Annotated in this window: 11 protein-coding genes; all 11 read left to right on the top strand. The window is 59.3% G+C overall.

All coding sequences use genetic code 11. The features are described from left to right. Nucleotides 1-18: 18 nt before the first annotated feature. The 11 genes from tssB to HH302_RS06310 all read left to right on the top strand — a co-directional run bounded on the left by tssB (nucleotide 19) and on the right by HH302_RS06310 (nucleotide 12,611). Complete coding sequence (gene tssB / locus HH302_RS06360; protein ID WP_172199798.1) at nucleotides 19-528, top strand: type VI secretion system contractile sheath small subunit; 510 nt, start codon at nucleotides 19-21, stop codon at nucleotides 526-528. 47 nt (nucleotides 529-575) lie between these two features. Then, complete coding sequence (gene tssC, locus HH302_RS06355) at nucleotides 576-2,069, top strand: type VI secretion system contractile sheath large subunit (RefSeq protein ID WP_172199795.1); 1,494 nt, start codon at nucleotides 576-578, stop codon at nucleotides 2,067-2,069. Between the two features lie 185 nt (nucleotides 2,070-2,254). Further along, on the top strand, nucleotides 2,255-2,743 hold the full coding sequence (locus tag HH302_RS06350) for a type VI secretion system tube protein Hcp (protein WP_172199792.1): 489 nt from the start codon (nucleotides 2,255-2,257) through the stop codon (nucleotides 2,741-2,743). 88 nt (nucleotides 2,744-2,831) lie between these two features. Further along, on the top strand, nucleotides 2,832-3,323 hold the full coding sequence (locus HH302_RS06345) for a type VI secretion system tube protein Hcp (protein ID WP_172199789.1): 492 nt from the start codon (nucleotides 2,832-2,834) through the stop codon (nucleotides 3,321-3,323). Nucleotides 3,324-3,347: 24 nt separating this feature from the next. Further along, nucleotides 3,348-4,160, top strand: coding sequence for a type VI secretion system accessory protein TagJ (locus HH302_RS06340; RefSeq protein WP_172199786.1), 813 nt, complete (start codon nucleotides 3,348-3,350; stop codon nucleotides 4,158-4,160). Nucleotides 4,161-4,162: 2 nt separating this feature from the next. After that, on the top strand, nucleotides 4,163-4,669 hold the full coding sequence (gene tssE, locus HH302_RS06335; protein WP_172199783.1) for a type VI secretion system baseplate subunit TssE: 507 nt from the start codon (nucleotides 4,163-4,165) through the stop codon (nucleotides 4,667-4,669). Nucleotides 4,670-4,677: 8 nt separating this feature from the next. After that, complete coding sequence (gene tssF / locus HH302_RS06330) at nucleotides 4,678-6,552, top strand: type VI secretion system baseplate subunit TssF (RefSeq protein ID WP_172199780.1); 1,875 nt, start codon at nucleotides 4,678-4,680, stop codon at nucleotides 6,550-6,552. Then, complete coding sequence (gene tssG, locus HH302_RS06325; RefSeq protein ID WP_172199777.1) at nucleotides 6,528-7,592, top strand: type VI secretion system baseplate subunit TssG; 1,065 nt, start codon at nucleotides 6,528-6,530, stop codon at nucleotides 7,590-7,592. Before tssF ends, tssG begins: the two co-directional genes overlap by 25 nt. A 33-nt stretch (nucleotides 7,593-7,625) precedes the next feature. Then, nucleotides 7,626-10,355, top strand: coding sequence for a type VI secretion system ATPase TssH (gene tssH / locus HH302_RS06320; RefSeq protein ID WP_172199774.1), 2,730 nt, complete (start codon nucleotides 7,626-7,628; stop codon nucleotides 10,353-10,355). A gap of 90 nt (nucleotides 10,356-10,445) precedes the next feature. Further along, a complete protein-coding gene (locus tag HH302_RS06315) occupies nucleotides 10,446-11,003 on the top strand; it encodes a M35 family metallo-endopeptidase (RefSeq protein ID WP_172199771.1) in 558 nt (185 codons plus the stop codon). Nucleotides 11,004-11,291: 288 nt separating this feature from the next. After that, nucleotides 11,292-12,611 carry a tetratricopeptide repeat protein gene (locus HH302_RS06310; protein WP_172199768.1) on the top strand — a complete coding sequence of 440 codons (1,320 nt, stop codon included), beginning with the start codon at nucleotides 11,292-11,294 and terminating at the stop codon, nucleotides 12,609-12,611. Nucleotides 12,612-12,626 lie beyond the last annotated feature (15 nt).

Raw genomic sequence — 12,626 nt, 5'->3', positions numbered from 1 at the left:
CCCTGACCGGAGGCAGACATGGCCGATAGCAGCCAGAAGTTCATTGCGCGGAACCGCGCACCGCGAGTCCAGATCGAGTACGACGTCGAACTTTACGGCGCGGAAAAGAAGGTCCAGTTGCCTTTTGTGATGGGTGTTCTTGCGGATCTGTCCGGCAAGCCCGCGGAGCCCCTGGCACCCGTGGCCGATCGCAAATTCCTGGAGATTGATGTCGATAACTTCGACAGTCGCCTCAAGTCGATGAAACCACGTGTCGCATTCGCCGTGCCCAATACGCTGACCGGCGAAGGCAACCTGAATGTCGAACTCACGTTCGAGAGCATGGACGACTTTTCGCCTGCTGCGGTCGCTCGCAAAGTAGATGCATTGAACAAATTGCTCGAAGCGCGTCAGCAGCTCTCGAACCTGATTACCTACATGGACGGAAAGACCGGCGCTGAAGAGCTCATCTCGCAAGTCCTGAGTGATCCCGCCCTGCTCCAGACGCTCGCCGCGACACCGAAGCCGGCTGAAGAGTCAGGCAGCTAAGCGCATACCGTTCCGTCCAATTACTAATTTAGCCGGAGGAAACCCTAATGGCCGACCCGCAAATGCAAACGGAATCGCAAGCCGCCGTTGCAGCAGAAGGAAGCGACTTTTCTTCGCTACTCCAACGCGAGTTCAAGCCGAAAACCGACGAGGCGCGCGATGCCGTAAGCCGCGCTGTGCAGACACTCGCGCAACAAGCGCTGTCGCAGACGCAGTTGATCGGTTCGGATGTTATCAAGTCAATCGAGTCAATGATCGCGGAGCTCGATCGCAAGCTGTCGGAGCAGATCAATCTGATCATGCACAGCGAGGACTTCCAGAAGCTCGAGGGCGCATGGCGCGGTCTTCACTATCTGGTCAACAACACCGAGACCGACGAGCAGCTCAAGATCCGTGTGATGAACATCTCAAAGGCGGAACTTGGTAAGACCCTCAAACGGTACAAGGGTACCGCCTGGGATCAAAGCCCGTTGTTCAAGAAGGTCTACGAAGAAGAGTACGGTCAGTTTGGTGGCGAGCCCTTTGGGTGTCTGGTTGGGGACTACCACTTTGATCAGAGCGCCCCGGATGTCGAGATGCTTGGCGAAATGGCGAAGGTCGCAGCTTCCGCCCACGCGCCGTTTATCGCTGGCGTGTCACCGACCGTCATGCAGATGGGTTCGTGGCAAGAGCTCGCCAATCCCCGTGATCTGACGAAGATCTTCTCGACGCCGGAGTACGCGGCATGGCGGTCTCTGCGTGACTCCGATGACGCCCGATATATCGGCCTTGCCATGCCGCGCTTTCTGGCGCGCTTGCCTTACGGCGCCAAGACCAGCCCGGTCGAGGCATTCAATTTCGAAGAAGACACTGGCGCGGCCGACCACAGCAAGTACACCTGGGCAAACTCGGCCTATGCCATGGCGGTCAATATCAACCGTTCCTTCAAGGAGTTTGGTTGGTGCTCACGTATCCGCGGCATTGAATCCGGCGGCGCCGTGGAAGGGCTTCCTGTCCATAGCTTCCCGACCGATGACGGCGGCGTTGACATGAAGTGCCCGACCGAGATCGCCATCAGTGATCGCCGCGAAGCCGAGCTTGCCAAGTGCGGATTCATGCCGTTGATTCACCGCAAGAATTCAGACTTTGCTGCGTTCATCGGCGCCCAGTCACTGCAGAAGCCCGCTGAATATGACGACCCGGACGCCACAGCCAATGCAAACCTTGCGGCGCGCCTGCCGTATCTCTTTGCATGCTGCCGCTTTGCGCACTACCTGAAGTGCATCGTCCGCGACAAGGTCGGCTCATTCAAGGAGCGTGACGACATGGAGCGCTGGTTGCAGAAGTGGATCATGAATTACGTCGATGGCGATCCGGCGCACTCGTCGGAACAAACGAAAGCCCGTCGCCCGCTCGCGGCAGCGGAAGTCAAGGTTGAAGAAGTCGAAGGCAACCCGGGTTACTACTCATCGAAGTTCTTCCTGCGGCCGCATTACCAGCTTGAGGGCCTAACGGTCTCTCTGCGACTGGTTTCGAAGCTGCCTTCGCAGAAGAGCGCCTGACGCGCAGGACGCCAGGATCGTTTGTTGAAGCTAGTGCCGGTCGTCGCTTTGGCGATTGCGCACAACTGGTAGTACCCCGCCCACGTCGGGCGGGGTTGGATCTGGGCGGGCACGCCGTCTCGTGCTCATGACGTACCTGCCCGAAACGGGCGCGAACAGCAGGCAACCCACTAAGGAGAGGCACCATGGCAGTTGATATGTTCATGAAGATCAAAGGCATTGACGGTGAGTCCACCGACAAGTCGCACAAGAAAGAGATTGATGTGCTGGCCTGGAGCTGGGGCATGTCGCAATCAGGCACAACCCACATGGGTGGCGGTGGCGGCTCGGGCAAGGTGAGCGTTCAGGACATCTCTTTTACCAAGTGGGTCGACGCATCCACCCACGCACTGATGCTCTCCTGCTGCAACGGCGAGCACCACGACGAAGCCGTTCTTGTCGTCCGGAAGGCCGGCAAGGATCCGCTTGAGTACATCAAGATCACGATGAACGAAGTGATCATCACCTCCGTCAGCACGGGTGGCAGCGGCGGCGAAGACCGTCTGACTGAGAACGTCACGCTGAATTTCGCCAAGGTCAAGTTTGAGTACCAACCGCAGAACGAAAAAGGCGGTCCGGATGGCGGTCCGAAGATCGTTGGTTGGAACATTGCCGAGAACACGGCATTCGGCTGATCTGCAGCCGGCACCCTGCGGACATCACCGCAGGGTGCCAAGTTTCGTCGAGAGTCTTACTTAACGGCTTGATTGGAGCTCGCACCCCATGTCACACCGCGACATGTTCGTGAAAATCGAAGGCACAAAGCAAGGTGTGATCAAGGGCGAATCGGTTGACCCCAAACATCCGGACGAAATAGACGTCATCAGCTGGGCTTGGGGGATGGACGCTTCGCACGAAGCGCTCGGCCAACGCGGCGGGAGAACCTCTTTACAGGAGCTTGAAATCACCAAGCGTGTGGATTCGGCGACCACAGCGCTGATGGCCGCATTGCGCAGCAACGAGGTGATCAAGAAGCTCACGCTTTCTGTTCGAAAAGCGGGCGGTGTCGACGCCCTGGACTATTTCACGATCACGCTGGAGAAAGCACGGATTACCCACCACCACATAGAGGGCGGACTGGATGCCGATTCCACCGTGCTGGGTGAAGTGTTTCGAGTGGGATTCCAGAAGATTGCCGTTGAGTATCAGCCACAGACCAAGACTGGTGGCTCACGCGGCGCGATGATTTTTGAGACTGACGTTCAACCCGACTGACACGCCTAGCGCGAGATCGAACCTATGAATCCGGTTGCCGCTGCTGAACAAGCCATTCGCGATGCTGATCCTGACCTCGCGCTCAAGTACCTGCAGGACGGCGTCAGGGGCAACCCAGCCGATCCGAAACTTCGCGTTTTCTTGTTCCAGTTACTCTCAGTCCAAGGGCAGTGGGATCGAGCTCTCAATCAGCTCAACGTTGCTGCAGAGCTCGACGCATCCACCCTTGCCATGGCGCAGATGTATCGTGAGGCGCTTCGTTGCGAAGCGTTGCGGAATGATGTGTTTGCGGGTCGTCGCTCCCCGCTCGTGTTTGGGATGCCGGAGCAATGGCTCGCGCTGCTAATTGAGTCTTTGCTCGCGGCCGGCCAAGGCGACGCGGCGCGTGCAACGGCCTTGCGAGAGCAGGCGTTCAACGATGCGACGCCTTCGGCCGGCACGATTGACGGAGAAGCTTTCTCCTGGATTGCCGATGCTGACATGCGCCTTGGCCCGGTATGTGAGGCGGTCATCAACGGCAAGTACTACTTCGTTCCTTATTCGGCACTCGCGAAGATCGATATCGAGCCGCCGGAGGATCTGCGTGATCTCGTGTGGATGCCTGCACACTTCTTGTTCACCAATGGCGGTGAAGCGGTTGGAGTGATTCCGACGCGCTACCCCGGTTCAGAGCAAGACCCAGACCCTTTGATCCGCCTGGCGCGGAAGACCGATTGGGTTGAGGTTTCCAACGGCGTATTCCATGGCCTCGGACAGCGGGTGCTGACGACAAACGTCAGCGAGAAACCGTTGATGAACATACGGGAAATCGCCTTTTCACCAACTGCGGTTGCGTAGGCATGGCCGAATTAACGCCGCTCGATCGGCTGCAACCAGCGTTGCTCGACCGCCTCACCGACGACGAGCCTAGCCAGCAGTCCGAAGCGCGGGAGCGACGCGTCTTGACCAAGAGCCAACTTCGATCCGCGGTGCTGCGCGATCTGGCTTGGCTCATGAACGCAACCCGTCTGTCGGCCACCGAGGATCTCTCGCTCTATCCGGACGTCGAGTCGTCCGTATTGAATTTCGGACTACCTGCATTCTCAGGCGAGACAGCATCAACCCTTGAAGTGGGCGACCTGGAACGCGCAATCCGCGAAGCCATCGTCCGCTTCGAACCGCGAATCCTTCCCGAAACGCTTCAGGTTGAGGCGGTTACGCAGGACAGCGTTCTGAATTGGCACAACATCGTGAGTGTTCGCATCTCTGCACAACTGTGGGCTCAGCCGGTACCGCTCGAATTGCTGCTGCGTACGGAAGTCGATCTCGAAACCGGCCAAGTGGAATTGGCCGACGCTAACGCCTAAGTAGCCCCATGGATCCTCGCCTGCTTCGCTATTACAACGACGAATTGCGGCATCTGCGCGAGATGGGCGCAGAGTTTGCCCAGCAGTTTCCGAAGATCGCCGGCCGGCTTGGCGTTGATGGCATCGAAGTGACTGATCCATACGTCGAGCGCTTGATGGAAGGCTTTGCCTTTCTCACATCGCGAGTCCAGCTCAAGCTGGACGCAGAGTTTCCGAGGTTCACCCAGCGTCTGCTCGAGATGCTGTACCCGCACTACCTGGCACCCACGCCGGCAATGTTGGTGGCGCAGTTGCAACCAGAGTTGGGCGACCCGAATTTGGGAACGGGGGTGATCATCCCTCGCGGCACTGCCTTACAAGGCGTAATCCCACGCAACGAGATCACGCCCTGTGAATTCACCACCGCTCAGGATGTGACGCTGTGGCCGCTCGACGCGGTTGGCGCACGCTATTTCTCATTTGCGCCAGACATACCCCTACCCCGCTTGCCAGCGGGCGCGCGCGTGAAAGGCGGGGTGCGGCTGCAGTTGCGGACCACCGCCGGTTTGAACTTCTCTGACCTGCAGACCAAGCAATTGCGCTTCTTTCTGGCAGGAGCCGATGAGGTCGCATACCGCCTTCACGAATTCATCGGCTCGAGCTGCCTGGGCGCAGTCGTTGCGCCACCGTCGGGCGCGCCGTCTTGGAGTGAATTCCTCGACTCGGATCAGGTTCAACTCGCCGGATTTGATGATGCCGACGCGCTTCTCCCGATATCGACTCGCTCCTTCGGTGGCTATCGTCTGCTGCAGGAATATTTTTCATTCCCGCAGCGCTACTTGTTCTTTGATGTCAGCGGACTCGCGCGGGCCTTCTCTCGCTGCAAGGCTAACGAAGTTGAACTGATCCTGTTGTTCGGGCGGGGCGATGCTGCGCTGGAGGGGGTCGTCGAAGCCGCCAATTTCGCGCTGAACTGCACCCCAGCGATCAATCTCTTCTCCCGTCGCACCGACCGTATCCACCTTGACGACAGCAACCACGAATTTCAGGTCGTGGTGGACCGAACACGGCCGATGGACTTCGAGGTCTATGACCTTGTTGAAGTCACGGGTCACGGAACCGGCCCCGATAGTGAGCAGCGTTTCGAGCCTTTTTATGCAGATATCGGGGCGGCAGAAGCCGCATCGCACGGCTTTTATACGCTGCGCCGGGAGCCCCGTCTCTACTCCGAGAAGCAAAAGCGTGTTGGGGCAAGGTCGAGTTATATCGGCAGTGAGGTCTTTATCTCGCTGGTCGACCCGAACGAAGCACCCTATCGCGCGGATCTGCGGCAGCTATCGCTGAAAGCGTTGTGCACGAACCGTGATTTGCCGATCCTGATGCCGTTCGGGCTGACCCGGAGCGACTTCACGCTGGACATCTCGGCACCCGTAACCGCGATCCGGGTCGTCAAGGGCCCCTCAAAACCCTACGCCGCTATCGCCGATGGGGTGACGGCCTGGAAGCTGATTAGCCACCTCTCGCTCAACTACCTTTCGCTGCTTGATACGGACAAACAGTCCGGTGCCGCGGCTCTGCGCGAATTGCTCGAACTCTATGCCTCCACCAATGATGCCGGCATGCGACGCCAAATCGAAGGCGTTCGAGGGATCGAAAGCGTGCCCGTCGTAACCCGCTTGCCAATGCCGGGCCCGCTTTGCTTCGGCCGAGGCGTTCAGATTGCTGTGACCGTCGATGAAATGGCCTTTGAGGGGGGCAGTGCGTTCTTGCTTGGCGCCGTGCTCGAGCGGTTCTTCTCCCGCCACGTCAGCCTGAACAGCTTCACCGAGACCGTGCTGCACTCGATGTCGCGCGGACAACTGATGCACTGGAGCGCGCGATGCGGCTTGCGACCGACGCTGTAAGGCAAGCGAGCCGCGATGCGCTGCTTGGGGCGATCGCGCAGGCTCCCTGGAAACACGACTTCTTCCAGACCCTAAGGCGCTTGGAATGTCTGTATCCAGAGCGTCCTCGCTGGGGGGCTGCGCTAAAGCCCGCGGAAGAGCCAATTCGGCTCGGGCAGGAACCCGCCATGTCCTTCGCGCCAGCAAGCCTCTCAGCGCTGGTTCGCCCGAGCAATGCGCCTACACCACGACTCGAAGTGCGCTTCTTCGGGTTGTTCGGTCCAAACGGCCCGCTGCCGCTACACCTGACTGAGTACGCTCGCGGGCGTCTGATGAATGCCGGCGATCCAACTTTCGCCCGCTTCGCCGACATCTTCCACCACCGCTTGCTCACGCTCTTCTACCGTGCGTGGGCACAGGCGCAGCCAACGGTAAGCCTTGACCGCCCCGACGAAGATCGTTTCGGTTATCAGGTGGGCGCCCTTTTTGGCGTCGGCTTGCCATCGCTGCGTAACCGCGATGCGATGCCCGATTTTGCCAAGCTGCACCATGCGGGGCTGTTAAGCCGCCAGGTCAGGAATGCAGAAGGTCTCGCGAAGCTGGTATCTGGCACCTTCCGAATTCACGCCGAGGTCGAACAGTTTGTCGGTCACTGGATGACGATGGAAACGCGCGACCGCACGCGTCTAGGTGGAAATACCGCCCGCCTCGGGCGCAATGCGCTGGCGGGGCAACGAATCTGGGATCGCCAGCATAAATTCCGCCTGCATCTCGGTCCGCTATCGTTTGCGGAATACTCGGCGCTGCTCCCCGACACAGTCGGGATCTCGAAGCTTGCAGCCTGTGTGCGGAACTACACCGGTCACGAGTATGACTGGGATGCGCGGCTCACTCTGAAGCGCGGCGAGATTCCCAAGCTGGCGTTAGGTCGTCTAGGTCGCCTCGGCTTGAGTGGTTGGCTCGGATGCCAGCATCGAACAAAGGATGCGACCGATCTCGTTTTGGACGTCGAACGCCTCGTAAGGCGAAAGCGCAGCGCACCAGACGCATCCAAAGTCTGACTCCACAACCCTACACCCCACAGCGAGACAGCAATGAGTGAAATCAGTCGAGTTGCACTCTTCGGAAAACTGAACAGCCTAGGCTACAAGGCCATCGAGGGCGCCACGGTTTTCTGCAAACTCCGCGGCAATCCTTATGTGGAGCTTGTCCATTGGATTGCGCAGATCTTGCAGAACCCCGACTCGGACGTGCATCACATCGTGCGTCACTTTGAGTTGGATAGCGGCAAACTTGCTGGCGATATCACTGCGGCGCTGGACCGCTTGCCGAGGGGCTCCACAGCGATTTCCGACCTGTCGGAGCATGTGGAAAACGCTGTCGAGCGTGGCTGGGTCTATGGCTCGTTGCTGTTCAAGGACAATCAGGTACGAACAGGCCACCTGATTCTTGGCGCAATCAAAACGCCAAGCCTGCGCAACGCACTCTCCAGCATCTCCAAGCAGTTCGATCGCATCAAGCCAGACACCTTGAGCGACGACTTCGCGCGCATCGTTGCCGGTTCGCCAGAAGACGGCGGAGTCCCGAGCGATGGCAGCGGCGCGCCTGGCGAAGCCAGCGGTGCCATCGCGCCGGCTGCGCTCGGCAAGCAGGAGGCGCTCAAGAAATTCACTGTTGACCTGACCGAGCAGGCTCGCGGCGGCAAGATGGATCCAATCGTTGGCCGTGACGACGAAATCCGCCAGGTTGTCGACATCCTGATGCGCCGGCGTCAGAACAATCCGATTCTGGTGGGCGAAGCCGGCGTCGGAAAGACCGCCGTTGTGGAGGGGTTTGCGCAGCGCATTGCCCGTGGCGACGTACCGCCCAGCCTGAAGGATGTGGAGCTTCGTTCCCTTGACGTTGGCCTGCTGCAAGCCGGGGCCAGCATGAAAGGCGAGTTCGAACAGCGTCTGCGTTCCGTCATCGAAGAAGTCCAATCCAGTCCCAAGCCGATCATCCTTTTCATCGACGAGACGCACACCTTGGTAGGCGCCGGCGGCGCGGCCGGGACCGGTGACGCCGCCAACCTGCTGAAGCCCGCATTGGCGCGTGGCACTCTGCGGACGATTGGCGCAACGACGTTTGCCGAATACAAGAAGCACATCGAGAAGGACCCGGCGCTTACACGACGCTTCCAGACGGTGCAGGTCGACGAACCGGACGAGCCCAAAGCGATACTGATGATGCGCGGCGTCGCTTCAACAATGGAGCAACACCACAAGGTTCAGATTCTCGACGAAGCCCTCGAGGCTGCCGTCAAACTCTCGCATCGCTACATTCCAGCAAGGCAGTTGCCGGACAAGTCGGTAAGCCTCCTCGACACCGCATGTGCGCGCGTTGCAGTAAGCCTGCACGCCGTACCCGCGGAGGTTGACGACAGCCGCAAGCGCATCGAGGGTCTGGAAACAGAGCTGGCGATCATTGGGCGCGAAAAGGCCATCGGCATCGATATCGGCAAGCGTGAGGTCGAAGCAAACGAGCTGCTTGCCCACGAGCGAGAGCGGCTGGCCTCGCTAGAGACGCGCTGGAATGGCGAGCGCGAACTCGTTACGCAGTTGCTCGATCTGCGTGCCAAACTGCGCGCCGGCATCAAGCCGGTGGAAGGTACCGGCAGCAAGCTCGAAGCCGCCGCGGAGGCGGTTGCTGAAGAGAGCACAACCCCACCGACAAGTGACGATGCTGCCGCTGAGGCGGAACGCTTGGCGCACCTCGAAACCCTCAAATCTGTGCAGCGGCAGCTCGCAGAATTGCAGGGTGAAAACCCGCTCATCCTGCCCACCGTTGACTACCAAGCCGTCGCGAGTGTTGTGGGCGACTGGACCGGTATCCCAGTTGGGCGGATGGCACGCAACGAAGTCGAGACAATTCTCAATCTTGCCAAGACGCTTGGCGAACGAGTCATTGGTCAAGACCACGCGATGGAGATGATCGCAAAGCGCATCCAGACTTCGCGTGCCGGTTTGGACAACCCGCAAAAGCCCATCGGCGTCTTCATGCTTGCTGGCACGTCTGGTGTCGGCAAGACGGAAACTGCACTGGCGCTGGCCGAGGCGCTCTACGGTGGTGAGCAGAACCTCATCATCATCAACATGAGCGAATACCAGGAGGCGCACACCGTCTCCACGCTCAAAGGCGCCCCGCCCGGATACGTCGGCTACGGGGAAGGCGGCGTGCTGACCGAAGCGGTGCGCCGCAAGCCCTACTCCGTCGTGCTGCTCGATGAAGTGGAGAAGGCCCACCCGGATGTCCACGAGATCTTCTTCCAGGTATTCGACAAGGGCTTCATGGAAGATGGCGAAGGCCGCTTCATCGACTTCAAGAACACGCTGATCCTGCTGACCACCAATGCCGGCACCGAAATGATCGCCGGGATGTGCCGCGACCCGGAGTTGCTGCCGGATCCGGAAGGCCTCGCCAAGGCACTGCGTGAGCCACTTCTGAAGATCTTCCCGCCCGCCCTACTCGGCCGCTTGGTGACGATTCCCTACTACCCGCTTTCGGACGAGATGCTGGGCAAGATCGTCAAGCTGCAACTCAACCGCATCAAGAAGCGCGTTGAAGCTCGCTACAAGATTCCGTTCGAATACGCCGACGACGTTGTCAAGCTGGTGGTCTCGCGCTGCACTGAGAGCGAGTCCGGTGGGCGGATGATCGACGCGATTCTGACTAACACCATGCTGCCGGATATCTCGCGCGAATTCCTTACCCGAATGATGGAAGGCACACCGATCCAACGGGTACGCGTCGGAACGGAGAGTGGAGACTTCAAATACGAGTTCTGAGCCCTCAACTCGCTTTCTCGTTCGTCGAGCGATCCCGTGGTCCGACGGGCCGCTCCGTGTCCAGACCGAAACTTAAATGAGGATGCCGCCATGCCCTTCAAATTTGATGGTTTTTCGATCCCTCAACAGCAACAACTGATCGCGGCGACAATGGTTCTCAAGGCCGCATCGGCGGCGGCGAAGGACGCCCTGCTTTCGGGTGACCTTACGGCCTTCAGCAAGTGGTTTGATAGCACCGGAAAAAACGCTCACCTGATGAAGGTAGCAAGCATCGTCAAGGAAATCGACGAAGCAATCCAGAAGCGTCCAATCACCTTTGCAGACGCTACGGGGAACGCGATCGACAAGCAGGAAGGTGGGCTCTGCGGCTACGTCTGGAAGATCCGTAACGACGGCCCGGGGGACCAGTTCAGCCGAACCATCCATGCCGGTAGCGGTATGCGCGTACTCATGGTCCCCAAAACGCATAACGGGAACATCAACGATCTCGCGGAGACCATGTATCACGAACTCTCACACAAGGTTGGCGGTACGACCGATCTCAGCTACAAGGTCGATGTCTGCTTGAGTTATGCGGCAAACGACCCGCAGAAGGCGGCCCTGAATGCGGAGAACTACAACCGTTTTCTGGGTGAGTTCATACGCTAAGGCCGGAAAGGTGGCTTAGAACGCGTTTGCCACCACCACAGTGTCCTCGCACGAGAGGCCAGCAACGCTAGGCGGAGATGGCGAGTTTTGAGGAGCATCTCCGCCGCCAGTCGCGATGGTCTGGCCCAGACGTGCGACTGGCTGAGCTTGCGTCTGGAGAACAACCATAGCGTTGCGCACTCCAATCGACCGAATCTGAATTTCTGATCTGTAAGCCGACCCGGGGGAATCTCAGCCTTGAATACGAGTGAACGTCTGGCTCCTCCTCCATCCAGTGCTGAGGCGGAGGTGGCTACTGAGCTGAACCTTGGAGAAGCCATTGCATACGCGGTAGCGCTGCATCGTCAGCGTCGGCTTGATCCGGCAGAGGCGCTGTATCGCCGAATACTGGAGGTTGCTCCTGAACACCCCGATGTGCTGCATTTTCTTGGCGTTCTTACTAATCAGAAAGGGCGCCCTGACGAGGCGATAGCGCTTATTGAGCAAGCCATCGCGATGGTCCCGGACTTCCCAGACTTTCACAACAACCTCGGCAATATCCTCGCCCTTGCCGGTCGACTCGACGAGGCCGAACGACACTATCGACGTGTACTCGAACTGCGACTGGAGAGCCCGGACACGCTATCCAACCTCGCAACGCTTTGCCGGGCGCAGGATCGCTTCGGGGAAGCCGAAGCCTTGCTGAACACTGCGCTCAGCATCGCGCCAGATCACCTCAAGTCGCTCAATAATTTCGGACTTCTTTGCGATCAGCTTGAACGCCACGACGACGCGATCGGCTACTACTCGCGGGCCATTTCTTTGATGCCGCAGCACGCGGACGGCCACCATCTTCTCGGAGCACTCTATTTCACCCAGGGGCGCCTACAGGAGGCGGCAGATGTCTACCGCCACTGGATGGAGGTCATGCCCGACCACCCTACCCCACGCCATATGTACGCCGCCTGCAGCGGTATCGACGTGCCCGTACGTGCAGCGGACGACTATGTGGAGCGCACCTTTGACCTTTTCGCAGAGAGCTTCGAGCAGCAACTCCAACAGAAGCTCTCATATCGCGCGCCGGAGCTTGTTGCGGAGGCAAGCGCCAGAGTGTTACCCGCACCGTGTCACGCGTTGGATGTGCTGGATGCGGGTTGCGGAACCGGCCTCTGCGGTCCGCTGTTCAAGCCATGGGCGCGGCGCATGGTTGGGGTGGATCTATCATCGGGAATGCTTCAGAAAGCCACTGGCAAGGCCTGCTATGACGAGCTGATCAAAGCCGAACTGACTTCATGGATCGCGGCCCATCCGGTGCAGTTCGATTTGATCGTATCCGCCGATACGCTGTGCTACTTTGGATCGCTTGCCGAACCCATTCAGGCGGCTGCGCGAGCATTGCGCGGTGGAGGCGTACTCACATTCAGCGTCGAGGCAACCGACGAGTCCATTGCGGACGAAGGGCATAAAATCAATCCGCACGGGCGCTACAGCCACACGGTTGGCCATATCGAAGCATGCTTGCGCGCGTCCGGTTTCGAGCGATGTTCCGTCGATTCTGCGATCCTGCGGACGGAGAACGGCAAACCGGTCGAAGGCCTAGTGGTGGTCGCCCGCAAGCCACAGAATTGAGTCGAACATTGGCCA

This window comes from Niveibacterium sp. COAC-50 (assembly GCF_013184235.1).
Taxonomy (GTDB): Bacteria; Pseudomonadota; Gammaproteobacteria; order Burkholderiales; family Rhodocyclaceae; genus Niveibacterium; species Niveibacterium microcysteis.
The sequence above is the reverse complement of the archived record's forward strand: the minus strand, read 5'-3'. Positions and strand labels throughout refer to the sequence as shown.